The 25,284-nt window shown below is 50.6% G+C and carries 17 protein-coding genes; 3 read left to right on the plus strand and 14 right to left on the minus strand.

Annotated elements, in window-relative coordinates; translation table 11 throughout:
* Positions 1 to 10: 10 nt before the first annotated feature.
* The 14 genes from NT073_RS12300 to NT073_RS12365 all read right to left on the minus strand — a co-directional run bounded on the left by NT073_RS12300 (position 11) and on the right by NT073_RS12365 (position 21,430).
* Entirely contained in the window at positions 11 to 1,003 is a 993-nt protein-coding gene (locus NT073_RS12300; RefSeq protein ID WP_297373468.1) for an alpha/beta hydrolase, read from the minus strand.
* A gap of 14 nt (positions 1,004 to 1,017) precedes the next feature.
* The gene (locus tag NT073_RS12305; protein ID WP_297373470.1) at positions 1,018 to 1,872 is read right to left on the minus strand and encodes a sialate O-acetylesterase; all 855 of its coding nucleotides are present in this window, start codon (positions 1,870 to 1,872) and stop codon (positions 1,018 to 1,020) included.
* 95 nt (positions 1,873 to 1,967) lie between these two features.
* Complete coding sequence (locus tag NT073_RS12310; protein WP_297373473.1) at positions 1,968 to 3,908, minus strand: glycoside hydrolase family 97 protein; 1,941 nt, start codon at positions 3,906 to 3,908, stop codon at positions 1,968 to 1,970.
* A gap of 24 nt (positions 3,909 to 3,932) precedes the next feature.
* On the minus strand, positions 3,933 to 5,510 hold the full coding sequence (locus NT073_RS12315; RefSeq protein WP_297373475.1) for a glycoside hydrolase 43 family protein: 1,578 nt from the start codon (positions 5,508 to 5,510) through the stop codon (positions 3,933 to 3,935).
* Between the two features lie 130 nt (positions 5,511 to 5,640).
* Positions 5,641 to 6,162: a VOC family protein gene (locus tag NT073_RS12320; protein ID WP_297373478.1), complete on the minus strand. Its 522-nt coding sequence runs from the start codon at positions 6,160 to 6,162 to the stop codon at positions 5,641 to 5,643.
* Positions 6,163 to 6,191: 29 nt separating this feature from the next.
* Entirely contained in the window at positions 6,192 to 8,474 is a 2,283-nt protein-coding gene (locus NT073_RS12325) for a glycoside hydrolase family 127 protein (protein WP_297373481.1), read from the minus strand.
* Positions 8,475 to 8,485: 11 nt separating this feature from the next.
* Entirely contained in the window at positions 8,486 to 10,159 is a 1,674-nt protein-coding gene (locus NT073_RS12330; protein ID WP_297373485.1) for a glycoside hydrolase family 43 protein, read from the minus strand.
* A gap of 103 nt (positions 10,160 to 10,262) precedes the next feature.
* Positions 10,263 to 12,077 (minus strand): RagB/SusD family nutrient uptake outer membrane protein, encoded by a 1,815-nt coding sequence (locus tag NT073_RS12335; RefSeq protein ID WP_297373488.1) that lies wholly within the window; start codon positions 12,075 to 12,077, stop codon positions 10,263 to 10,265.
* Between the two features lie 14 nt (positions 12,078 to 12,091).
* Positions 12,092 to 15,598, minus strand: a complete 3,507-nt coding sequence (locus tag NT073_RS12340; protein WP_297373491.1) for a TonB-dependent receptor — start codon at positions 15,596 to 15,598, stop codon at positions 12,092 to 12,094.
* A gap of 197 nt (positions 15,599 to 15,795) precedes the next feature.
* A complete protein-coding gene (locus NT073_RS12345; RefSeq protein ID WP_297373494.1) occupies positions 15,796 to 16,881 on the minus strand; it encodes a FecR family protein in 1,086 nt (361 codons plus the stop codon).
* A 58-nt stretch (positions 16,882 to 16,939) separates the two neighbouring features.
* The gene (locus NT073_RS12350; protein WP_297373497.1) at positions 16,940 to 17,545 is read right to left on the minus strand and encodes a sigma-70 family RNA polymerase sigma factor; all 606 of its coding nucleotides are present in this window, start codon (positions 17,543 to 17,545) and stop codon (positions 16,940 to 16,942) included.
* A 533-nt stretch (positions 17,546 to 18,078) separates the two neighbouring features.
* Complete coding sequence (locus tag NT073_RS12355) at positions 18,079 to 19,176, minus strand: serine hydrolase domain-containing protein (RefSeq protein WP_297373500.1); 1,098 nt, start codon at positions 19,174 to 19,176, stop codon at positions 18,079 to 18,081.
* Between the two features lie 143 nt (positions 19,177 to 19,319).
* Positions 19,320 to 20,606: an Hsp70 family protein gene (locus tag NT073_RS12360; protein ID WP_297373503.1), complete on the minus strand. Its 1,287-nt coding sequence runs from the start codon at positions 20,604 to 20,606 to the stop codon at positions 19,320 to 19,322.
* A 152-nt stretch (positions 20,607 to 20,758) separates the two neighbouring features.
* On the minus strand, positions 20,759 to 21,430 hold the full coding sequence (locus NT073_RS12365; RefSeq protein ID WP_297373506.1) for a PorT family protein: 672 nt from the start codon (positions 21,428 to 21,430) through the stop codon (positions 20,759 to 20,761).
* Positions 21,431 to 21,530: 100 nt separating this feature from the next.
* Here NT073_RS12365 and NT073_RS12370 point away from each other — a divergent pair, with 100 nt between their 5' ends.
* The 3 genes from NT073_RS12370 to NT073_RS12380 all read left to right on the plus strand — a co-directional run bounded on the left by NT073_RS12370 (position 21,531) and on the right by NT073_RS12380 (position 25,250).
* Positions 21,531 to 22,463 (plus strand): EamA/RhaT family transporter, encoded by a 933-nt coding sequence (locus NT073_RS12370; RefSeq protein ID WP_297373509.1) that lies wholly within the window; start codon positions 21,531 to 21,533, stop codon positions 22,461 to 22,463.
* Positions 22,464 to 22,600: 137 nt separating this feature from the next.
* Positions 22,601 to 24,169, plus strand: coding sequence for a sulfatase (locus NT073_RS12375; protein WP_297373512.1), 1,569 nt, complete (start codon positions 22,601 to 22,603; stop codon positions 24,167 to 24,169).
* A 4-nt stretch (positions 24,170 to 24,173) separates the two neighbouring features.
* Positions 24,174 to 25,250, plus strand: coding sequence for a formylglycine-generating enzyme family protein (locus NT073_RS12380; protein ID WP_297373515.1), 1,077 nt, complete (start codon positions 24,174 to 24,176; stop codon positions 25,248 to 25,250).
* Positions 25,251 to 25,284 lie beyond the last annotated feature (34 nt).

Genomic DNA, 25,284 nt, shown 5'->3' on the forward strand with positions numbered 1-25,284 from the left:
CAATGCATGATTAGTTTTTAATCCAGTTATTCAGCTTCATCCAGGCAAACAGGGGCTCCATCCAGCCGGGGTGACGGAAAATGAACCCGTGATCACCCTTGGGATAGATGTGCATTTCGACCGGCACTTTCTGACGTCGCAGCGTTTCGAAATACAGAATGCTGTTGTCCACGTCGACCAGCTTATCGTCGGCCGCGTGGGTCAGGTAGGTTGGGGGCGTGTTAGCGCGCACTTGAAGTTCGTTAGAAAACAGCTCTACGTCGGTCTGAGAGGGGTTTTTGCCTAGCAAAGCATCGTGCGAGCCACCATGCGTCAGGCTGTCGAGCATGCTGATGACTGGATAAACCAGAATCTGGAAATCAGGACGAAGGCTGGTGTTGCTGGCATTGTCGACGTACGCCTTTTCAAAATGCGTGGCCGCTGTGGCCGCCAGGTGTCCACCCGCTGAAAAACCCATAATGCCTATTTTCGTGGCGTCGATGCCCCATTTGGCGGCCCCTTCGCGCACCAGTTTGATAGCTTGCTGGGCATCCTGCAAAGGACCAACCTTTTTGTCGTGCATAATGGCATCGCTGGGAAGCCGGTATTTCAGTACAAAAGCTGCCACGCCTTTTTCGGCCAATGCTTTTGCCGTATTGACCCCCTCGCCGTTGTATACGACTACGCCATAGCCACCTCCGGCAATGACGATGACAGCCGCTCCGGAGGCTTTGTCTGGCGCGGGTTTGAAATACTCCAGCGTGGGCTTGGTGATGCCCTTTAAAATTCCGGTCTCCGCCCCTGTTTCCTGCACATCAGATGCTTTCGAATTGGGAACGGCACCCGAATAGAGCGGGATTATCTCCTGGGCGGTTGATACAAAAGGGATAAGCCACAACAGACACAGCAACAATGTGCCGACTTTTAACCCCCAGGCCCCTATAGGGGGAGTGTGCCGAGGCTGGATTGCTCCCCCTTTAGAGGACTGGAAGGGGATGCCCCCCATATAAAAACATCTTTCCATAAATGGCTTATTTGTTAGTTGCTAGCCGTCTGTTTATAACCCAGTAACGACAGCATCTGGGTTGCATACCGTTTCCCCAATTCCCGATAACCGGCGGCATTGAAGTGCAGGTCGTCAGCCGAGTCGGTGCAGCCTGTTGATGAAATCACGTGGGCATTTTTGATCGTTTGCGGGAGTGTAGCAATGATCTTGTTCATGCTCGCACATTTGCCATTCTGGTCAGCGCCGACCGTTTCGCCCGCCAGCAGCGGTACTTTTTTGGGCTTCAGGTCCAGGTCATTCATCAGATTGTCGTACACGACTTTCACCTTTTTGGTCCACAGCGTATCACCGGTGTTCGACTCGCCCTGATGCAACAGAATACCTTTGATTACCCCGTCTTTCTGCGCCAGTTTCGCCATCTCGACTAGTCGACCATACGGGTTTCCGTCGTATTCCTTAATCATGTTCTTCATCCAGCCGGGTACGTTGGTGGTATACGAGGTATACTGATCTTTGTCAAACAGCTCGATTTTACAGCCACCGACGGCCACGTTGATGACACCGATTCTGACCTTTTCGGGCAGGTTGGCCACCAGTTCGCGACCGAAATAATCGGCTGGGGTAAGGCCCGTCCGGCAGCGGCACAGTGGCGGTTTGGCGGTGTACCAGTTTCCTTTTGTTCGGTTGATGGCCGGACAGTCAACGGCTTCCATCACCTGAAAACGAGGGTTCACATTGACGGTATCCTGTGCTTCAATTTTGGCGTTCCCCTCCATGTTTGATTGCCCGAAGCAGAGGAAGATGTAAAAGTTTTTGTCCTGAGCAACGGCGTTCAGACTCAGCAGAAATAGCCCCATCAAGAGGAAACTACCAAATTGATTTTTCATGGGTTTAGTTGGTTTAGGAATAGTAAGTTGATAAGGAGCTTGCCAGGGATTAAGGCTACTTCATGGTAGTATGGTTTTTTTCTGAGTCAACTAAATCAGTTCACCAGAAGCACGGCCCCGTTTGTTGGAATTGTCCAGTCCACTTCCTGATTTTTCTGGAGTTTTGCGGTTGTTACGTTGCCCGTCAATTGCGCATCGTCGCTGTATAGTTTATACGTTGTTCCGGCGGCAATCATGGGTAATTTGATTTTCAGCTTGATCGGTTCTTTTTGCGCATTTAGACCAGCCACGTACCATTTCATGCCCTGCCGACGCGCCAGCACCACGTATTTGCCCGGATACCCGTCGATGTAACGGACCTCATCCCAGGTAGTCGGCACGGTTTTCATGAAGTCGATGGCCCAGGCCGGTGCGTCGGTGAGGTTGTTCGGCGCCAGGGCGAAGTGCTGCACAGCACTCTGAAACAATACCGCTGTGGCCAGCGCGTACACATCAGATGTCACGCGTCTGGAGCCCCGGTTTGGCGTGTTCGTAGCATTGTAGAATTTGTTTAAGGCACTGCCGCCGAAATCCATGCTGCCCACCGTGTTGCGGATAAATGGATGGATGGTGGCGTTGAACGCTTCCATATCGCAGCTTCGTTGTGAAAAAGCGAGGTTTTCGCTGGCCAGAACGGCTTCGCTGGCGGCATAGTTGGGGTACATTTTTTCCCAGCCGCGAGGCAATGTCGACCCGTGGAAAATGCACAGGATGCCGAAGTCGTTGGCGTCGTACAGAATGTCTTCGTACAGTTTCATTGTCTCCTGCTTATCGCCACCGAAAAAGTCTACTTTGATACCTTTCACGGCTATACTTTTCATCCAGGCCATCTCTTTCCGTCGGGCAATGGTGTTGTCCATGATACCCCGTGGCCCTTGTGGGGCGTCGTTCCAGTAGCCGTTGGAATTGTACCAGAGATACAGACTTACCCCTTTGCTGGCCCCATATTTGGCTAGATTAGCTATTTTGTCTCGTCCAATTTGGGTATCCCAAAGGGCATCGACCAAAATGGTTTTGTAACCCATAGCCGCGCTGAAATCGATATATCGAACTTGTTCATCGTAGACCGTCCGGCCGTCCATGCCAATAATCCAGCTCCAGCTACCCTTTGTGTACTCGTATTTTTGGGATGCCTCGTAACGGGGCTCGACTACATCGAAGGGTACGGTCGTTTCCACAATCGGGGCCAGTGTTTCGCCGATCGTAATGGTGCGCCAGGGTGTTTCGCCCGGTAATGGAATACCCGGTGCAGAGGTGCCGATGCCGTTGTTTTCATCCGGCATCGGGAAGCCAATTGTATACAGTCCACCGGTACGACCCAGCAGGCGGCTCGCGCAATACCGGCTGTCGACACCCGTCTCCGAAATCAGCACCCAGCCGTTGGTGTTCACCTTGAATAGACAGGGAAACGTGTAGCCATTGCCGCGGCCGTTCTCACCCAGGGTATCGTCGACCGTATACGGAATCTCGTAGCTGGGCATGGTTCGGGCAAAACCCACCATCGCTTTGCTTTGCGCTGATAGAAACGTGGTTGTTCCTGCGGGCAGTACAAAACCCGATGCCTCCTCATTGATCACACAGGAGCGAGACGCTTTTTGCGGATAGACTTTGTACTTAAACGCCACGTCGTTGTTACTAACCCGAAACGTAATGTCGATAGCAGGAAGGTTGTCTTTTGAATACGAAAACACGCCTTCATTGGCAACGTAATGAACCTTGCTTTTCTTGATATTCGGTAATTCATACGACCGGTCGATGGTGGTCAGGCTCGCCGGTTTACCCATGACAAGCCCTTCCGAAAAGTCGCCCACATTCGTTTTTACACCCAGTGGCGATTTAGTCAAAAACGGTTTCTGGTTTAAGGAAACGCTGTAGACCGGCTTGCCATTTTCCAGCGAGACGGCCACCACTAGTTTCCCATCCGGGCTGCTCACCGTTGTGGTTTGCGCCTTTGCCCAGAGGGTGGCTAACAGCAAAAGACAAAGTGTATAGTTCATTGGAGTACTTGAAACGAAGAGGTTTTACTTTCCTGAAAGGGTAGGCGTAATCCGGAAATAATCGAAGTCGGCAAAGCCCCCGGTTTCTGGTCGGACCGCCGACGCGGTGGCGTAATTGAACAGCCCGAACCGGTAGCCCATAAAGTGTGGAATCGTATACGGCATTTTCAGCGGCTCACCAATGGCGGTCCAGGCTTTGCCGTCGAGGCTGTAGAAGAAATGGGCGATGTCTTTGCGGTCGTTAAAATCACATTCGGCTTTCAGGTACACCGTTCTCTGGCTCAACGGAACGCGCTTCACCTCAACCGGCTTGCCCGAACTGGCACTTACCATCACAATTGATTTTGCGCCGTTTTCCATCTTCACACCTACTAGCCCGTAGTTTTTTTGCAGCAGACTCAGACCGGCGAAGTCGCCGTCTTTCAGATTTGATGCATCGAGCATGGTTGAGCCCGTACATTCGGGGCCGATGGTGCGCTGGGTTAGCGTGTTCCGGGCCATGACAAACGAGGTGTCGGTCCGGTCGGTTTTCAGGCGCAGAAAACCTTTCCGTTTCGAAACCGACCAGAGAGCATTGTCGGGGTTGTGGTTCCACTGCCACACGAGTGGTAGAGCCGGGTCGCCTTTCTTGCGGGTGAATTCGTCGGAGTTGACGATGCCGGGAATCAGACCTTCACTGGCGGGGAGGTCCAGTGTTTCGGGTACTTTGCCGTTTTCGCCCAGCACCGGCCAGCCATCTTCCCACTTGACAGGCACCAGATATGGAATGCGGCCCACGCCACCAAAATCGCGGAACAGGTACGCGAACCAGCGGCCGTCGGGCGTGTCGATTAGCCCGCCTTGTGCCACCCCCTTATCCTGCAACGCCACACGGCCTTCCCACGGACCGGTGATCTTGTCGGCCCGGTGGATGATCACCGTCCGCATGCCGCCACGGGGCCACGAAATATTGAACAGGTAATATTTACCCTTCACTTTGAACAGCTGTGATCCCTCGGCGGGCAGTCCGCCACCGGTGCCCGATGGGGTGCTGGCGTTTTCGATGATCACCTGTTCTGGCGTGCCGGGCTTCACCCCTGAGGCATCGGCATTAAGTTCGACCAGCCGGAGTTTGCCCGCGCCGTAGATCAGGTACGTTCGACCGTCGTCGTCGAAAAACAGGCTGTGATCGTGATACGACGGTTTGAGCGACACTTCTTTCCACGGGCCTTTCTCAATGTTTTTGGTGGTGTAGATATGCGTTCTACCGCTGGTCTGGGCGAAGGTTGTCGCGTAGTATAGTCCATTGTGATAACGCAGGCTGCTAGCCCATGACCCGCGCCCGTAGGTGCTTTTGCCGTTATTCAGGCTCATCGCATCGACAGTCGTCAGCGTATCGTAGGCGTAGCCGACCAGTTGCCAGTTAACCAGGTCTTTCGACTTCATGATGGGCAGCCCCGGACTCAGGTGCATGGTGGTGCTGCTCATGTAATACGTATCACCCACCCGAATCATGGCCATGTCGGGCACGTCGGCAAAAATGACCGGGTTCCGGGCCGTTTGGGCAACTGCCAAAATCTGTGTCAGCAGCAACACAATTGTCAGAGCAAGTCGAAAGGGCATGATCTTGTGTAATATTCTACTAATGAACATCTTACTAGTAATCGTTTCTGTGTTTTTGTCATCCCGACGAATGACAAAAAAGCACGGGATGACAGGCAACTAAGCTGACTACTTTTGGTTTGATCGGTATTTATTGCAGTGGCCCGATCAACTCAATAAAATTTCCGTCGGGGTCCTGCACGAAAACGAAATGTGCTTTGTCGTTCAGGGGCGTTGGGGTGCTGCCCAGAAACGGCACCTTCATCTTCGTCAGCCGGTCGATGATGGGTTGCAGGGCTTTCACCTGGATGGTGATGTACTGCATGCCGGTATCGTCCAGAATGTATTTCGGCTTGGGGTGCGACGCTTTTGTGCCAAAGCTCATCAGCTTCCAGTCGGTTGATTCGGGGCTGTTTTCGAGCTTCAGGATGGTTACGTTCGTCGCCACGCCGTTGGTCAGTCCGGAGCGTTTGCCGAAATCTTCGTTGATCGTAAAGCTGCCCGTTTTGACCATGCCAATGCCATTCACGTAAAAATCAACCGAGCGGTCGAGATTGGCCACAACGACGCCAACACCAATCGTTTTACTGCTGAAATTAGATTGCGCATGGGCACTCAACGCACATAAAAAAAAGAATAGTGTTGTTCTGACACATTTATAAGCAATTGTCATGTTTTGGTCTTGTTAAAAAGAGGAATTTGTTAATTTGTTATAAGTCTGATTTGGTGAAAGCGAGGGGTATTCTTTCCATCCTGAGCCTTGATTGTCAACGTGATCACTTCATTATCATCGGCTTTTAATCGAATTGTTTTACCAGCTCTGGAAAGAATTTCGGCCGGTTTACCGTTGATCAGAAACTGCATAGTATCCGGCGTTGTATTCTCTAAAGTATAAATATCAATATATTTACCCGTCCGGGTCTTATTCTGTAACTGGTAAGTAATGTACGATCGGGTGCGTCGCCAGAACTGCTCATCATCGTAGCCCGATTCACTCTTTTCGCCTTTATACTGGTGATCGACTTCGGGCTGCTGTTCCCCACAATTTACCTTATCGACGGTCAACGCTTCGAGGGCCAGCGCTTCGGCTTCCTGCTGTTTCATCCGGGCTTTCTGCTCGTCGTAGGCTGCCTGTGAAAACGTCTGAAAATACATCTGATAACGCGCGTCGTGTACCTCGTAAAACGGTTGCAGCGTGAGCGAATCCAGGGTAAAGCGTAGGTTCTCAGTTGGTTTTACCCGGTTTAGGTACGTTGCCGGGTCGCCGACCAGCGCGTAGGCACTGGTGATTGGGTAAAGCTTGCCCTTTGTTTCGTGGCCCATTCGGCTGTCATCGGCAAAAAGGCCGGTCAGGTCGGCGGTCGATGTTTTAGCAGCTAGTACGATGGGACCGTTGACAAACGCCGACCAGTTAGACCCGTCTGGCAGTTGCTCTAGCCGGGTGGTGGTTTTGAAGCGCACCGTTACTTTATCGCCTGACTTCCATTTTCGGTTAATGGCCACGTAACTGGCTGGCTTTCCGTCAATTGATTGTGCCTTGCCATTTACCAGAACGGTAAGGTTCTCGGCCCATTTCGGGTAACGGATGTTCAGTGAAAATTCCTGTGGTTTAGCTGTCTCAACGAGTAACTCAGACTGGTTCTGGTACGGAAACTCAGTGCGCTGGGTCAGCTTGAGCGCTTTATTCGTCCAGTTCACCGTCGATGGAATAAACAGGTTAACGAACAAGTCGCTGGCCGAGTGGCTGTAAATCAGTTCGGCGTATTTGGTGTGATTTTCCAGACCCGAGCCTACGCAGCACCACATGCTTGTTTCCGGCTGCGAATACACCCGGTAATGGTTGGGCCGAATGGGCGTAAAATAGACGAACCCACCTTTCTCCGGGTGCTGGCTCGACAAAATATGGTTGTATAGTGTCCGTTCGTAGAAGTCGACGTAGCTAACATCGTTTTTGTCCAGAAACAGGGCTTTGCTCAGTCGCAGCATGTTGAACGAATTGCAGGTTTCCGGCCCCTGATTCGACCGTAACAGCTGACTGAAATCGGTTGTGGGGTTAAAATGCTCCCGCACGCTGTTGCCCCCAAACGCCACACTGCGCGTCTGTGACACGTTTTGCCAGAAAAACATAGCCGCTTCCGACCAGTCCCGTTTGCCCGTCAGTGTAGCGATCTTCTCAAACCCGATCACCTTCGGAATTTGTGTATTGGCGTGCAATCCAGTCAGTTTATCTTCGTGGGCTAGCAGTGGTTCCAGGATAGCCCGGTGCGAGATACGCTGCGCCGTTTCGAGGTACTTCTTGTCCTTCGTCAGGATGTAGAGATCGGCAAAGGTTTCGTTGATGCCCCCGTGTTCAGTGCGCAACACTTGTTGAATCTGCTCGTCGGAGAGAGGTTTGATCAGGTCAACGAACCAGTCGCCCAGCCCGATCAGCACCTGCTTCGCCTGTTTGTTACCAGCGTACTCACAGGCATCGCGCAGACCCGCAAACAACTTGTGAATGTTATAAAGCGGCACCCACGTGTTGTTCAGGCCGAAGCTGCTGCCGTCGATATCGCCCTTGTGAATCCGTTCCCAGAACACCTTTCCCTGCGGAATGCCGCCCACGTACCCGTTGCCATTTTTCGCCTGACAACGGGCTAGTTGATCGATCATGTAATCGAGCCGTTTTTTCAGCTCAGGCTTACCGGTCGAGGCATACATCATGGCCAGCGCTGAGAGGTAATGCCCGCCGATGTGCCCATCCAGCCCCGAACTTTCCCAGTTGCCGTAACGTGGTGCTTTTTCCGGCAAGCCGGCGTCGATCAGGTACGGAGCCAGCAGTTTATCCGGGTTCAGCGCCAGAATATACTTCAGGTCAACATCCTGCGCGTTTTTGAACGGCCCGCCTGTCAGCTTCACCTCCTGCAAGGCAAACGGCTGCATTTGCGCCAGCGTGTTTAGGCTGAGGAACAATAGGAGGGCGGTATGGAATATGGTCGATTTCAACGCTTTATCGATTATTTATACATCGGGTCATCGCCTTTGTATTTCAGATACTTGAACGAAGCCGAATTCTCGGATTTCTCGCCTGATGATGTAGCATATAGGCCATACACGCAGCCAATGAAGCTGTTGGCCACTTTGGTGCTCAAAAACTTGCCGTCAACCTGGTCTTTTAACAAATTCCAGTTCTTTCCATCGGTCGAGTAATAGAAGCTATACAAGGCACCTTCCGACTGTATTTTGAAGCTTACCCTGGCAGTAGATGACGTTAAAGGGATTTCAGTTACTAATTCCAGGGTCTTGTCTTTACTCTTGAACAACTGAATCACGTCTTTGCCTGCGTTTTTTGATTTGGCCGCGAAGTAAAAATGACGTTCGTCCTGAAAAATTACCAACCCCGCTTTCTCATTATCCGCTTTTGGCGAAAAGATTACTTCGGTTTCGGCGGTGCTGTATAAATGTTGTTGACGCTTGCCCACAAACGAAGGATTTCCCATGTCAGAAATTGTTTCTGGTTTGAGTGTAAGCGTAAGCCCATTGGCCTTGGACGTTTTAAACGAACTGCTATCCACCGTTCTCAAAAAAAGCATCGACAGATCGAGCCCTTTGTCGAACGTCATTGTATATCCGAAGTTGCCGTTTTGCGGTAAAGCTCCTTTCTGCTTTACTTCTTTGATGTTGGTTTTGTACTGGTATTCAATGGCTTTTTCGCCGTGTTCGATCATTGGCCAATCGTTTACCCACGTCAGTGGAGCAATGAACATTTCGCGGCCTGTGTTATAGTAATCGCCTTCGTAGGGACGTACCGCCAGGAAAATCGAATACCATTTCCCATCGGGACCTTCGATAAACTGAGCGTGTCCGGCCGACGTGATCGGGTTGGGTCGGTCGGCCGGTAAGCCTCTTTGCGTCAGCACCGGATTGCCATCAAACGGCACATAAGGCCCCCAAACATCTTTGCTGCGCAGTGCTACCTGCGAGTGATTGACGGAAGTTCCGCCTTCGGCCGCGTAGAGGATGTACCAACCGTTATGCTTTAAAATATGAGGTCCTTCAATCCAAACCGGTTTTTTGGACAGATCGACGCCCCCATTCACCAGCTGCTTTTCTTCGCCCAGCACGGTCAGGTTCTTATAATCGAACTCATACATTCGGATGGTGCGATGGCCCGGATACAGGGGTTTGCGGTCAGGCGCATCGCTGTTATAAATGACGTAAGCTTTGTCGGTTTCTTCATCGAAATAAATGGATGGGTCAATTCCTTTTACCTGCGGAATTTTTACCGGGTTGCTGTAAGGACCCGCCGGGTTTTTGGACGTTACGACAAAATTTCCATCATGGTCAATATCCGTACACGTTACGTAGTACGTCCCTTTGTAATAACTGATGGCCGGGGCAAACAACCCGCGCGTCATACGCTCGCCCATGAACTCTATTTGCGAAGGGCGATTGATCACATTGCCGATCTGCTTCCAGTTTTTCAGATCACGGCTGTGCATGATCGGTAAACCCGGGAAATAGGAAAAAGTAGAATGAACTGAATAATAATCAGGCCCCACCCGCACGATGCTCGGGTCAGGGTAAAAGCCGGTCAGTATAGGGTTGACGAGCGTTGTTTGCGCTGTCAGCGAATGGCTCAATACACAGCACAATGCCGTAAAAATAGCCGTAGTCAGGTTCTTGAACATAAGTATATAAGGCTTACAGGCAGTGTACAAAATCACAAAAAAGATGAAAGAGGATAAAGCCCTGATCCTCTCTCATCTAATCCTTTATATGAACTGTGGTATGTTAATAACCCGGATTTTGGGTAAACTTAGGCCCATCGACCACACGGTCGATCTGCGTCTGAGGAATGGGGCGCAGCATGTGAAAATCCTTAATATACGGGGCGGCTTCCGGATTCCAGGCCTGTACACGACGTACCAGCGATCGGGTACGAACCAGGTCATGCCACCGCTGCCACTCGCCAAACAACTCGCGGCTGCGCTCATCCAGAATAAAGTCTACCGTTACATCCGCAGCCGTGATGACCATGGACGCAGCGGCTGCTGTGTTCTGAGCAGCCGTGTTGGTTTTTTTGAAAGCAGCGCGCTGGCGCACAACATTCAGCAGATCGGCAGCCTTGCTGGCATCACCCGCTTTCAAGTATGCTTCGGCCCCCGTCAGATACACATCCGAGAAGCGATACAGCACAACCGGACGAGTCGATGGGTCGTTAAAGTTGGCACCCCGGCTGGGGTCCATGAATTTCTTCAGCGCCGGAAAAATACCGTTGTTCCACAAGCTGGGAGGTACCACGATCCCTTTGAAAGGCCGCGTACCGACAAACTGGGGCGCGCCTGCCACCTCAAAATCGGGGAGCCAGACGGCGGTGTCGGCCCCAACAACGGTTGTATAGCTGATACCCCGTTTGTTGTTGGCCGCCGTAGCCGTGTTGGTAACCGCCGTATTGGCGATGTAGACCGTGGTAAACGAATTGGCAAAGCGGGTATCGACATCCCGTTTGGTAAATGCCTGATCAAGAAAATAACTTTTACCCGCATTCGGACCCGTTTTCAGTCTATCTGTATTGGGGCGCATCCGCACGTAAGGACGTCCGTATTGTGAGTCACGAATCATGCCGGATGTGCCATTGTTTACCAGAGTTCCGGATGCATTCACAAACGAGTTGATACCACTGTTGTTGGGGTAGTTCCAGTTCGTGAACCAGGGCGTCAGGTTTTGCGCGGCTCCACCACCGGCGGCTCCACCGACTGTATAATAACCAAACTTTGGATCGAGCACGTGATCGCTCACAAACATGGTTTCCTTGCCGTAGTCGTTGGCAGGCACAAACGCGTCTCCATAGTCTGCCCACAGATCAAGCCCATAGGCAGCTTTGTTGGCAATAATGTCAGAGCAAATCGTAGCGGCCTGAGTAAAATCAGACGCCGTATTATTGAGCCAGCCACGGGTCAGATACGCTTTGGCCAGCAGCAGTTGGGCTACGGGTTTGGTAGCGGCTTTACCGAGGAACGGAGCGGTTGGCGTATTCGGCAGATCGGCGGCAGCTTCGGTTAGGTCCTTAATGATCTGCTCATATACCTGAGCGGCTGGCTGGCGCGACGCGGCCTGCGAAGGAACTGTAATGAACGTGGTGTTAAGCGGCACATCGCCCCAGGTCTGCACAAGATAAAAATACCAGAACCCACGCAAAAACTTGGCCTGGGCCAGGTATTGCTTGCGGGTAGCCTCCGGCAAGTCGATGGTAGCGCCGTACTGCAATACGCCGTTCAGGGTATTGATATCCTGAAACGCGACGCCCCACGCCGAGCCGAAGTTACTTCCGTTGAGGCCGTTGTAGGTGTAGGGAGGGACTCCGCCAGAGCTGGCACCCTGCAAAAAATCGTCGGTACCGGCCTGCATTTCCACGGTGAACCCTTCGGTACCCCACTGCCCCCGAATGTCGTTGTACACCCCGGCAATACCACCCAACACCCCGGCGGGGCTATTGAAGTAGGAGGGAACAATCTGGGACTGTGGGTTCTCTTCCAGTATTTTTTCGCAACCCGTATTGAGCAAAGCCATGAGGCCAGCGATGGCCCAAACTTTTATATGTTTCATAGGAGTGTCAAGGATTAGAATTTAAGATTTACGCCGAATGTAAATTGGCGAACCGGTGGGTTGTTCAGGTTTACCGCGATCTGGCGCTCCGGTGTTGCCCGGTTTCCCGACTGGTCATTGAGCGTTGACTGACCCGAAGCATAGCTATTGCCCTCCGGATCGATAGCCAGTTTGTCGCGTACCAAAGGCGAATACAGAATGAGGGGGTTGGTCGCGTTAAAGTAAACCCGGGCCGAACTGGCACCAATCTTTTTGATCAACTGGCTGGTGAAGGTGTAGCCTAGGTTGATACTTCTGATTTTAACGAATGACCCATCGTAGTAACCCAGCGTTGAGCCAAAATTAGCCACAGCACCACCAGCATCGGGAGCGGGGAAGGCGTTGGTTGGGTTGGTATCCGTCCAATAGTCAGTTTTCACCTGATTTACCCGGCCCTGGTTGTAGAACGCAAACCCGCCCGATCCGGTGGAGTTACCCGTCAGGTAAGGTACGACTACTTTCATGCCCATCCGGGCGAAGGTCACAATCGACGCATCGAAGTTTTTGAAGGTAAAGCGGTTGGTCAGGCCACCTTCCCACTTGGGCTGAAAATTGCCTAGAATCTTGCGGTCGCTGGGGTCAATTTTCCCGTCGCCGTTTACGTCTTCAACCCGAATTTGACCAGGAAACTGCACGGGTGAGGTTTGCTTGGCTAGGGTACCATTTTCTTTGTCGGCCGTTTGCCAGATACCAATCTTATTGTAGTCATAAATGACCGACAGCGGCTCTCCTACAAACCAGCCTGCACCCACATTGGAGAGTTCGGTTGGGGTGGTGAGCTGGGTGATTTTTTCCCGGTTAAAGAAATAGATCAGGTCGGCACTCCAGTTAAAACCGCCGGGCTTTCTAAAAATCTCAAACGTCAGCGATGTTTCTAAACCCCGGCCTTCTGTTTTACCCAGGTTCTTCAGCGTCGAACCGGCACCATTGCTGGCAGGCAGTGGCACCGACAGCAGAATGTCTTTTGTTTTCTGAAGATACCAGTCGACCGTACCCGTAATCCGGTTATTCAGGAAGCCAAAGTCGATCCCCACATCGACCTGCGAGGTTGACTGCCAGCCCAAATTACTGGCGGGCAGGCTGGTAACCGTATAGGCCAGTTGCTGCCCGGCCGTTCCCAGGCCAAAGTTGTAATAACCCGCCGACAGAGCACCCAGTGTCGAGTATGCCCCTACGTTCCGGTTGCCGGAGATTCCCCAACCACCCCGCAGTTTCAGGTTCGAAATAGCGGGAACGCTTTTCATAAACGGCTCGTCGATAATGTTCCAGCCAGCGCCAATGGCGGGGTAGTTAAAGTAACGATTCTGCGGGGATAAGGTAGACGAACCATCCCGGCGCATGGTTAATGTCAACAGATAGCGGCTGTTGTAGCTGTAATTGACCCGACCCATGTAGGAGAGCAGCCCTGTTTCGGCGAACGAGTTGCCAAAGTCTGAGTTAGCCACAGGCTGGCCCGACGCCAGCGAGAAGTTCGACGTTTTGATGTAGTCGGCAGGCACACCGGTCACTGTAAACCGGCTACCCAGCGAGTGGTTTTGGGTCACTTCGTACAATCCTGTAAAGCCCAGTTTATGCTTGCCGAACGTTTTGTCGTAATACAGCAGGTGCTGGAGGTTAATGTCCCAGTATTCCGTATTGCTGATCTCGGCGTTGGACGACGATTGAACCGTTGCAGAGTTAAAATAGGTAAGTGGTCCACCGTAGCCATTGTAGTTCGACTGGCTGAAGTTCAGACCGGCATTGAACCGATACCGCAGACCTGGCAGAATGTTCACCTCGGCATACAGGCTGTTGAACGTTCTAATAGATCGCGTACGGCCCAGATACGCATCTTTTTTCGTGATAATGGTTAGCGGGCTGATTCCGGCCGCGTCGATTGACCCTTCCGACGGAAACAGATTCACCGTACCATCGGCATTATAAGGAGACGCTAAAGGCGTTAGCCGAACCAGACCACCCGGTACGCCACCACCACCGGGGGTGTTGGTGTAGGTCAGCGTGTTCAGGGTATTCAAACCGATCTTGATGCTTTTCCCAAGGCGCTGGTCGATAGTAGCGCGGATGGTATACCGTTCGAATTTCTGGCTGGGTATAATACCCGTCTCATTAAAATAACCAAGGCCTAGTGAGTACTGCGTATTATCAGTTCCGCCCTGCATACCCAACTGATGGTTGGTATTGAAGCCGGCTTTGTAGATCAGATCCTGCCAGTCTGTCGAAATACCGGCGTCCAGGGCTGCCTGCTCCTTAATGGTCAGTGGGTAGGCCGTGGTTCCGGGAGCCGTACGGTTGTATTTGGCTGCCTCCTGTTTGAACTGGGCATACTCGGGGCCATTCATGATGTTATACTTGCCCATGATGGTGGTGATGCCATGGTAGCCGTCGTAGGTAAATACAGGTTTACCTACTTTTCCCCGTTTGGTGGTAATTAGAATAACGCCCCCCGCGCCCCGTGATCCATAAATGGCGGTAGCGGAAGCATCTTTCAGGATTTCCATATTGGCAATGTCATCCGGGTTTATATCATTCAGACCGCCGTAGGGAATACCATCGACCACCACCAGCGGACCATCCAGTCCATCACTTGACGAACCCTGACCGCTTGTTAGCGTTCGGTTTCCCCGAATCCGTATTGATCCTTGTGAACCCGGTGTTGACCCGTTGCTGACAATCGTTACCCCGGCCGCCCGGCCTTTCAACTGGTTCACGATGTTCGGGGCAGGGACTTCTTTCAGCGTCGCTTCGTTTACGGACACAACAGAGCCCGTCACGTCCCGTTTGCGCTGGGTACCATAGCCTACTACAACAACCTCATTCAACGTTTTGTCGTCAGTTGCGAGGGTAACGTTAATGGTCGTCTGCGAGCCAACGGCTACCTCTTTCGTCAAGTAGCCGATGAACGAAAAAACCAGCGTCGTTCCTGCGCCGTCTGGTACAGTCAGTTTATAATTACCGTTTACGTCGGTCGTGGTGCCGCGATTGGTCGATTTTATCTGAATATTTACGCCTGGTAATCCTTCTCCGTTATCGCCCGTAACCCGGCCGGTGAGCTGCACGTCCTGTGCTTCTTCCGTTCTGAGTTCGCTGGTTTGGCTTTGCTGAGGGAGTGTGACCGGGGCCGTTTCTCGTTTTATTAGAATCTGCTGACCAATCACCTCGTATTTTAAGTTGAGGGGCGTCAGAATATGATCCAGCAATTGAGAAAGCTGTTCATTGCTAGCCTGATAGGTTACTTTTCGCTTCGACTGAATGATTTCCCGGCTGAACAGAAACTGAACATTAGCCTGTTTTTCAATTCGTTTAAAGACCGTCTCAACGTCCTGATTCTGAGCCGAAATGCTGACTCTTCGGCCTAAAAGTTCCTGCGCGTTGCCGTCGAAGGCAAAGCTGATGTTGACCAGGGCGAATACAAGCAAGATTTGTAGACTTGTGATTTTCATAATCCTGACCCAAACACTGCGGTTAAGTAAAATGGAATGCATAAGTTTGTGTACGTTGTTGTTCTTTGCTGAAGAATGGACAAAAAATTCCCTTACCCTTGCTGCAAGGGTTTTGTGTTGGAAGCACAAAAATTGGGAGAATTTACGGGCGATAGTGTTGGAAGCACTGTCGCCCTTTACCGTTAAAGGAGATGTTGATGTTTATATCATAGAGTTGTTTAGTAAGGGGTTAGGGACCATTAATTACAACCGGCGCTCTTAATGACGACCTGGTTATTTACGACGCTGTAACTGGATTCAACTGTCTGGCAGATCAACCGGATTTTTTCAAGAAACGGAACGTCGTTCAGCTGTCCGGTGAAGGTGCAGTTTTTAAGTAAGTCATGATCATAAACGATAGGCATATGATACGTAGCCTCTAATTGAGAAAGGACTTCCGGAACGGGTGTGAAGTCAAACTTGAATGGCTGGGAAATAATGTCTGATTGACCGACCTCCACCGGCTGACTTACCTTTTTTTCGACCTTGTTCGTTTTCGTGTTGATCTTGAGTTGCTGATTGACCACCAGCGATACTTCTTTCTGAGGTGAACCGGCAGCGCCAACCGGCGTCACCGATACTTTCCCCGTCTTGACTTTCACAAAAGCGTTGGATTCATTCACAAACGAACGAACCTGAAAGCTTGTGCCCGTTACCCGGGTCGTCAACCGATTCGTATACACAATAAATGGTTTCGCCGGATTTTTGGCTACTTCGAAAAATCCTTCGCCCTGGAGGTAAACCTCCCGCAGATCATACATTGGGCCCATCCGAAAACGAATCTGGCTGTAGGCCGACAGCAGAACCGACGACTGTTCTGGAAGTAGAACAGTCATTGAGCGGTCCGCTGCATTTCTGACCACTTTCCACTCACCCGTCTGGATGCCACGTGTTTCTTTGGTACCTGCTATATCGGTTACTGACCGGATGAATGGTTTACCTGCCTGCCACCAGATCAAACAGAACAGAACGCTGGCTGCCGCTACCCAGCGCCCCCACTGCCAGCCTATCAATGGTTTTACCGGCGTGTCTTCATCCGGTATATGATTTAGAATCTGCTGTATTTTGTCTTTTACCTCTTGATCTGAGAGGGGAGTTGTTTTTCCCTGGAGGGTCAGGAATACAGCCACGGCTTGCTCATACAGATCAACCTTCTCCGGATTCTCAGACAGCCATTGTTGCCAGGCCAACTGATCTTCCGGTCGTCTTTCCATGAGCCAGGTCCGGAAAGCATCGTTTCTTAAAAAATCTTCGACGGTCGATAACTCTCCAACTGGAAGGCTCATTGGTACTTTTCAGGTATTTTTATTGATAGTATGGGGATTACCCCCAATGATACCCTTCCTAAAGCAAATTTTTTTTCAGAAAAATGCAGACAAGGAAAAAGAGAGGTACAAGCCACTTGGTACGCAGCTTGCCAAGGGCTTTTTGCAGAAAGTTGGAAACCGACTGCCGATTCACTTCCATGACTTCGGCAATCTCAGGAATAGACAGGTTCTCGTAATAGCGCAGGTATAAAGCTTCCCGTTCGCGAGCTGGTAGAGTAGCCAGTTGCGCTTGAATGGTATGCGACAGGATGGCCAGCGACTCCTGCCGAATCAGCAGGGTTTCTGTATTGGTATCTTCGGCCAGGGAAGACTCCCAGTCCAGCTCTTCAAATGCTTGTTTCTTTTGAGCCCGCAGTGATTGCAGGATGTGATGTCTCAAGGCCTTTAACAGATAGTGCTTAACCGATTCTGTTTCATTAATCTGGGTACGATTTTGCCATAGTTGCAGAAAAAGCTCCTGTATACAGTCCTCAACGATTGATCCATCGACCATAAATTTTAACCCATAATGCTTCAGCGTGCGATAGTAGCGCTCGGCCAACTGACCCAGTGCCTGTTTATTGCCCTGACGATAGGATTGCCATAAGATCTGATCCTGGATGTTGGGAGTCTTGAGGTTCACTTAATTATACGTTGGTGAAAAATGGTACTGTTCTAGTTAAAGGGTAAGATTGGTAGGCTTAGAAAACAAATTTCAGGTACAAGTTGATGACTACTCACTATATCGTGTATGATTGACACTATTTTGAATATGCAATATAGATACCATAGCTTTTTAACTATAGTTTTCAGTTGCCAGTAGCGCGAAACTCCCTCACAGAGAAAAAATTAACCTTCGTTGTGAAAAGTATGGTGTTTGTTTACAACCAGGCAAAAATGAAAAACGGGGATCTTCTTAAAAAGAATACAATTCTACAACAATATAGTTATAGTAAATTAATGTATTTTAACCTATCCTGACTCTATTTTGATGCCGTAGGTTTTTTGCGCCGTTTTTAAGAATCGGCTGAAGCGTGATAATCACTGTTAGCATAAGCTGTGGGAAGTAAGCCCGTAATCAGTTTGACCCAGATAAATTTGAGATCTTTTATTCCTACTTCACATCTCAGTCAGCAGTGGCGACACGGTCAGCCAGGGTTATATAATGTCTGCTGTTTAATTCGACTTATAGCCTAAAAAGTCTACAGTAGATGTATCGAAACCCATAAAATGACGGTTTAGCTCACTCACTAAACGCAGGCCGTTGGCTGAATTAGTGAAATACACAACCCCATCCCGGCGCTGTCTGCTTCCTACTATATAGCATTTATATGTATCGTTGTCGCCCCAATGCCAGAAATAGTCTGATTCGGGCGTGCGCTCCAGACCAAACCCGAGTCCCCAATGTAGCGTTGGGGACAGGCTCTCTCCGCCCGAGAACGATTTGGGAAGCCGTACCTGAAACGACAGCATTTGATCTATAGTGCCCGGTTTGAGACCTCGGGAGGTCATAATGGCTAGTACGAATCGGGCGTAATCATCGGCAGTGGTTTGCAGGGAATAGGCTGCATTTGCCATATTGGATTTATACTTTGTTTCAGCCTGTCCCTCCTGATCATGCGGCAGGCCAAAGTTGGCATCGAAGGCCGGGTTCCATATATAACTGCTTCGAGTCATTTTAAGGGGGGTAAACACCTGCTCTGTCATGATCGTATTTAATGGCTTACCCGAAATTTTCTCTACGACTTTCTGCAGATAGACATATCCTTCACCTGAGTAGCCAAACCGTTCGCCGGGGGGCGCTACCATGGACAATTTAGGTAATTTCCGATTTTTGCGCCAGTTCGGAAAACCTGTTCTATGGCTTAGCACTAGTCGGGCTGTTATCTTTTTATAGCGCTCATCGTCCGCAGCATCGGGGTAGGGCAAATACTCGAATAACGGCTTATCCAGATCAAGCACCCCCTGTTCAACTAGCTGAAGTACAGCGTATGCAAAAACCGGCTTACTTAGAGAAGCAGCCTCAAAAATGGTTTCGGAAGTGACCCGCTGAGTAGAGTCGGATTTCGTCAGGCCGTACCCCTGGCTGTAGTATAGCTGGCCATCCCGTATGATGGTTATCGACAAGCCAGGCACGTGTGCACGGTCCATTAATTGTCTGACAAACTGGTCGGTCTGGTGGTTCAACAGGTTGGCAGAAGTTACCTGTGCGCTGGCTGACACCGTACTCAGCCAGCTAATAGACAACCAAAAGCAACGAAAAGAACGTAACATAGAAGTCATGGAATAGCCTATATACAAAAGAGGTAGATTGCCTGAATCTGTTGCCTGAAGCTAATCATTATGCCCATAACTTTCACAGTCGACCGTTCGTCGTGTGGTATCCAGTCCTGTTTTTACCTGTATCGGCTTCAGGGTTAACATGTACTTAGTATTGGTTGAGAACTGGAGCCGAATTTATACTGGCTATCGTAGGCCAGACCCAGTCCAACGCTGGAAAGTTTGTTTTCATCGGCAATGGCTGCTTTGGGGAAGAGCCGCCTAAATTCGGTCTGGATTGATTTTACTTCGGTGGAACCACCCGTCAGAATGACCAGGTTAATATCGTCGTTGCTAACACCCGCGAGTTGAACACACTCTCTGGCCGAAAGGGATATCTTCTCCACTTCCTCCGCAATGGCTTCTTCGAATAGAGCACGTTGCACCGGTATGAAAAAGCCGGTTTCGATGAAATCCATGGGAGCCTTGTGTTCGTTTTCAGCCGTTAGGGCAATTTTGGTTCCTTCGGCGGCCGACAGCAAAGTATGGCCGGTTTCGTCTTCAAGCACCTGTAATAGTCGTCGGTAACGGGCTTTGTCGTGCGACTGGTGGAGTAACTGCCGAACCTGCTGAATAATTTTGGGTGTGTACAGAAAGTTGACTTTACTCCATTCGGCCAGGTCATGAAAAGGTTTCAGAGGTACCTCCAGCCGCTTGTCGCCGTAGGTACTCCGGTAGCCTATTTCGGGCATGATGGCCGCCAGACTCAACTCTTTGTCGAAGTCATTGCCTCCCACCCGAATTCCGGTATTGGCCAGAATATCCTCCGAGCGGTCGGCTTTGTGAATGTATTGGCTGGCGAGTTTAATCACCGTAAAATCCGATGTTCCGCCCCCTAAATCGGCAACTATCGCCAGTTTTTCGCTGCTTAGTCGGGCTTCGTGGGCGAAAGCGGCTGCAATTGGTTCGAACTGGAACTCAATGTTTTTGAAACCGATGCGCTGGGCAATGGCGTGTAATTCGGCCTGCGCCTGAATATCCGCCTGTGGGTTATTGTCGACAAAGTGAACCGGCCGCCCCATGACTACATTGTCAATCTCCTGACCAGCTACCGTATCGGCTTTTTCCCGTATGTGCTGTAGGAAAGACGTGATGATGGTTGAGAAGTTCATGGATGCGCCATTAACCAGAGTTCCCTGTTTCATGAGCGACGTTCCCAGAACTCGCTTAAGGCTCCGCATGAATCGACCGTCCTGCCGGTCGAGGAACATGCCGATGGCTAACCGGCCATAGAACGCTTTGTTGTCGGTGCGCCGAAAGAAAATTGCGCTGGGTATAGTTACCTGCGCCTGCTCAACCGGTACAAGGCTGATTTGGCCGTCGTTGGCAATGGCAATGCTTGAATTGGATGTGCCAAAATCGATTCCGCAAGAAATGTTTGTCATTCGTAGCTGTCTCCACCAGCCCTATATTTAGGCTTCTTACTGTTTGTATAATGACAGAAAGCGACCAAAAGACGGACTGTTTACTGAACAAAAGGGCGCAAATGTACGCTTAAAAGTGGTTGCTTGTTGTCAAAAATTTGGACAGTTACACATTAAAACGCATAAGCAACCTGTGTAAGCAGACTGACTTCAAAGGAGGAGTTGTAAGTATTGGCTCCCCCGATTTGTCCGAACTTGTAAGTCCATATAGGTTGCGCCATGAGTGTACAGCGCTTGTTGATCTGGTAACGTCCGCCAATGCCAGCCAGGAGGTGTAGTATGGGACGGGTGCTGGTTTCCAGTTTCAGGTACTGCGTCGACTCGCCGGTTCGGTGAACCACAATGCGCGATGGTAGGGGTATGTCTGTCATCAATCCGAACGAGAAATAAGGCGACAGGCGGTTCGTTGACGACACATAGTTCAAGAGTAGAGGAATGCGGACGGCCCGGTTGTGAATGGTCGTTGTACCGTCTCCGGCGGCTGTTTGCCGGGCCTGTCGGGTGGTCAACTGCTGAAACCAAATGCCTGAGGAAACTGACCAGCCAGGTACATAGTTGTACAGGACCGAAACGCCAGCCGAATAGCCCGTTGCCCAGCGGATGCCGTTTATATAGACAGGCTCCACAATCTGGCCGTCGCTGTTCGGATAATAGTATCGATGTATATAATTCGTATGGGACACACTCGGCGCAACGGTTGCCGAAACCAGTAACTTCTGCTGGCCCATACACAGGGCCGTCGGCAACCAGAGGAGGAGCAGAAGAAAAAGAAATTTCCTTTTCATAACAGAGAAAGCATTTTTCAGAACGGTCGATAAAGATAAGCGCGCAACCAAACCGTGAAGTAACTTAGCCTGAAATTTACGAACCCACCACCCTCCGCTTATGCTTTTCTTAAGCCTTAGTATTCTGCTTTCGGTGCTTCTGCTGTTGAATTTTCGGTTGTTCCCGCGCTACAATATCAATACCTTCCAAGCCATTGTTTTCAATTACCCTATTTGTTTCATTACTGGGTTTCTGCTACTACCGGCCGGACAATCATTTTCCATCGACTTTTCGCAAACCTGGACTTGGCTGGCTTTAGGGCTTGGGGTAGGGTTTATTCTGACATTTTTGTTGTCGGGCGCGTCTACACAGCGCATGGGCATTACGGCAACCTCACTGGCCAATAACCTGTCGCTGGTGATACCGGTCTGTTTCAGCCTGTTTGTTTTCCAGGCTGGGGGCGGGGCCGCTGCTTTCGATTCGCTGAACTACCTTGGTCTGGTACTGGCTCTGGTGGCGGTTGGCCTAAGTACGTACAAAAAAGAAACAACCGTTGAGCAGACAGCAGGAGAGGCATCGTTAAGACCTAAACGGCTGGGGCTGAGTACGCTGTTGCCGGTGGCGGTTTTTTTGTTCTACGGCGCAACGAATACCATGATAAACTACATGAATCTGCGCTATATTCCATCTGCTGACAAAACCGTTCAGGTAACCCTCACGATGGTTGTTGGGGCTGTTGCCGCCGGACTGCTCATGCTGCTGTTGCGGATCATTCAGGGAAAAGAACGAATCCAGCTTCGGAGTCTGGTGGGGGCTGTGACATTGGGGGTCCCGAATTTTTTAAGTTTTTATACCCTGTTACTGGCGCTATCGGCATTTGGGAGCAACGGGGCATTTGTTTATCCATTGTACAACATCGGCGTCATATTGCTGGCTGCGCTCGTTGCCGCGCTGTTTTTTCGGGAACATTTATCGACGGCCAACAAGATTGGTCTTGCCCTGGCTGTGGTGGCTATTGGCTTGATTTCGTGGCAGGAGTTGGCGAAAATATGAGGCCAAACAGAAAAATAGTGTTGACAGGGCTTCAGTGTATGGCAATGGGGCCGGGTGAATGGCCTAAGTAAAAAAGGCTTAGAGTCATCCTTTGACTGAAGATCGGTTGCCTGATTTGTCTCACGTTCGAAACGGTTATGCTTACAATAAAGAACAGTCTCTCTATCCTTGCAATTGGCGCCGTGGTTGCCAGTTCGCTGGCCTTATTTATCAGCAGCACGAAGAAGCAGGAGTCTGCTTTACCACCAGCCCGCCCCAATATTATCTTTATTTTTTCGGATGATCATACCGCTCAAGCCATCAGTGCCTATGGCAGTAAACTCACGAAAACACCTAACATTGACCGCATTGCAAAGGAAGGGGCTATTTTGCATACTAATGTGGTCACCAATTCTATTTGCGGACCAAGCCGGGCTACCTTGCTCACGGGTAAATACAGCCACCTGAATGGCTACAAGCTGAACGAAAAGGTATTTGATGTGAATCAGCCGGTCTTTCCGGAAGAATTACAGAAAAACGGCTATCAAACGGCCTGGGTGGGCAAAATGCACCTCGGCAGCTTACCAAACGGCTTCGATTATCTGAATGTGCTGCCCGGTCAGGGGCATTATTACAACCCGGATTTCATCAATTCGAAGAATGAAACGGTTCGTTACCCCGGCTACGTGACCAATGTTGTCACGAAGTTGTCGATCGACTGGCTCAATCAGCGCGACACGTCGAAACCGTTTTTTCTGGTAGTAGGGCACAAGGCCACCCACCGCGAGTGGTTGCCTGATGCACCGGACCTTGGAGCGTACGACAACGTTAATTTTCCATTGCCTCCTACGTTTTATGATGAATATACCGGTCGGGAAGCCGCTAAAGACCAAGACATGACCATCGACAAAACGATGCGGCTAAAAGAAGATTTGAAGGTTCACGCCGATTACGAAAAGAGCGGTATTTTCAATCGGTTTACGCCTGAGCAGAAAAAGCCGTTTTATGACTACTACGAAAATAAAATCAGCAAAGAGTTCGATGCAAAGAAGCTCACCGGCAAAGCCCTTGTGGAGTGGAAGTACCAGCGGTATATAAAAGATTACCTGTCCACCGCCTGTTCCCTCGACCGCAACATCGGGGAGCTTCTGGACCATTTGGACAAAAGCGGACTGGCTAAAAATACAGTAGTCATTTACGCGTCAGATCAGGGCTTTTACATGGGCGAGCACGGTTGGTTCGATAAACGGTTTATCTACGAAGAGTCTCTGAAAACGCCTTTTGTAATAAGGTATCCGGGCGTTATCAAACCGGGAACACAAATCAATGAGTTGATTTCCAATATAGACTGGGCACCAACGTTGCTGAATCTGACGGGTACGGCCATCCCCAAAGGCGTGCAGGGTGAGTCGTTCCTGCCGTTGCTGGCCGGCAAGAAAGTGCCCTGGCGCAAGGAAGCGTATTATCACTATTACGAGTACCCGCAGCCGCACCATGTTTATCCGCATTTCGGTATCCGGACAGGCCGTTACACATTGGCCCGGTTTTATGAGGTGAAAGACTTCTGGGAGTTATACGATTTAAAAAACGACCCTCAGGAAATGCATAATTTGTACGGTTCCAAAGGCTACGAAACCATTACCGCTGACCTCAAGGCGAAACTGAAAAAAGAGATAATTCATTATAAAGACGATGAAGCTCTCAAAATCATGGAGAGTAAACTATAGTGCTATGCTGAAGGCCTTTTTAGGAGTTACGCTGTTTGCTGGATTGATAGCCTGTAGTACAACGGACAAATCGACGAGTGAACAAGGTCAGTCGTCGGACTCGGCGGCTGCCTGTGTGGCAAAGGGAATGCCCTCCCGGTCGGCCGCTATTCGGCAGGCATCGTCGGGTACAGCCATAAGTGCAGCCAGTACGGCCGATATGGTCCTGATACCGGGCGGTACCTTCCTGATGGGGTCCGACGAGTTCCCCGATGCCCGTCCGGTGCATTCGGTTACCGTGAAACCGTTCTGGATGGATGAACACGAAGTGACCAATGCTGAGTTTGCCCGGTTCGTAACCGCTACCGGCTACAAGACCGTGGCTGAACGCCCGCTGAATCCGGCAGATTATCCGGGCGTTCCTGCCGCAGACTTGGTGCCGGGGTCAGCCGTATTTACGCCACCCACTCAAAAGGTCTCGCTGGCCAATCCGTTACAATGGTGGGAATACGTGAAAGGTGCAAGCTGGAATCATCCCAACGGGCCGAAAAGCAGCCTAAAGGGGCATGAGAACGAGCCGGTCATTCATGTCAGTTATGAGGATGCCATGGCGTATGCGAAATGGTTCGGAAAGCGCCTGCCTACCGAAGCTGAGTGGGAATTTGCGGCACAGGGCGGAAAAGGAAATCGGACTTATTATTGGGGCGATGAACTGAAGCCATCCGGCAAATGGATAGCCAATATTTACCAGGGTGATTTTCCATCAAAGAACACTACCGAAGATGGTTTCGCGGGCGTAGCCCCCGTCAAGTCATTCCCCGCTAATCCTTACGGGCTGTATGATATGGACGGTAATGTATGGGAGTGGTGTCAGGACTTGTACCGACCGGATTATTACATAAAATCACCGAAAGCTGATCCCCAGGGGCCTTCCGACAGCTACGATCCTGAGGAACCCGGTGCTGTGAAACACGTACAGCGGGGCGGCTCATTCTTGTGTAGTGATCAGTATTGTGTGCGTTATAAGGCTGGTAGCCGGGGGAAAGGTGAAGTGAGCAGCGGTAGCAACAACTTGGGTTTCCGGTGTGTGCGGAATAAATGATTTTCCTTTCGACAGGATTTACAGGCAGAGCAGG

The organism is Spirosoma sp., from assembly GCF_026391055.1.
Lineage (GTDB): Bacteria > Bacteroidota > Bacteroidia > Cytophagales > Spirosomataceae > Spirosoma.

Coding starts and splice junctions, on each gene's coding strand:
- NT073_RS12300 (WP_297373468.1), bottom strand. CDS start 1,003: ATGGAAAGATGTTTTTATATGGGGGGCATCCCCTTCCAGTCCTCTAAA.
- NT073_RS12305 (WP_297373470.1), bottom strand. CDS start 1,872: ATGAAAAATCAATTTGGTAGTTTCCTCTTGATGGGGCTATTTCTGCTG.
- NT073_RS12310 (WP_297373473.1), bottom strand. CDS start 3,908: ATGAACTATACACTTTGTCTTTTGCTGTTAGCCACCCTCTGGGCAAAG.
- NT073_RS12315 (WP_297373475.1), bottom strand. CDS start 5,510: ATGCCCTTTCGACTTGCTCTGACAATTGTGTTGCTGCTGACACAGATT.
- NT073_RS12320 (WP_297373478.1), bottom strand. CDS start 6,162: ATGACAATTGCTTATAAATGTGTCAGAACAACACTATTCTTTTTTTTA.
- NT073_RS12330 (WP_297373485.1), bottom strand. CDS start 10,159: ATGTTCAAGAACCTGACTACGGCTATTTTTACGGCATTGTGCTGTGTA.
- NT073_RS12335 (WP_297373488.1), bottom strand. CDS start 12,077: ATGAAACATATAAAAGTTTGGGCCATCGCTGGCCTCATGGCTTTGCTC.
- NT073_RS12340 (WP_297373491.1), bottom strand. CDS start 15,598: ATGCATTCCATTTTACTTAACCGCAGTGTTTGGGTCAGGATTATGAAA.
- NT073_RS12345 (WP_297373494.1), bottom strand. CDS start 16,881: ATGAGCCTTCCAGTTGGAGAGTTATCGACCGTCGAAGATTTTTTAAGA.
- NT073_RS12355 (WP_297373500.1), bottom strand. CDS start 19,176: ATGTTACGTTCTTTTCGTTGCTTTTGGTTGTCTATTAGCTGGCTGAGT.
- NT073_RS12360 (WP_297373503.1), bottom strand. CDS start 20,606: ATGACAAACATTTCTTGCGGAATCGATTTTGGCACATCCAATTCAAGC.
- NT073_RS12365 (WP_297373506.1), bottom strand. CDS start 21,430: ATGAAAAGGAAATTTCTTTTTCTTCTGCTCCTCCTCTGGTTGCCGACG.
- NT073_RS12370 (WP_297373509.1), top strand. CDS start 21,531: ATGCTTTTCTTAAGCCTTAGTATTCTGCTTTCGGTGCTTCTGCTGTTG.
- NT073_RS12375 (WP_297373512.1), top strand. CDS start 22,601: ATGCTTACAATAAAGAACAGTCTCTCTATCCTTGCAATTGGCGCCGTG.
- NT073_RS12380 (WP_297373515.1), top strand. CDS start 24,174: ATGCTGAAGGCCTTTTTAGGAGTTACGCTGTTTGCTGGATTGATAGCC.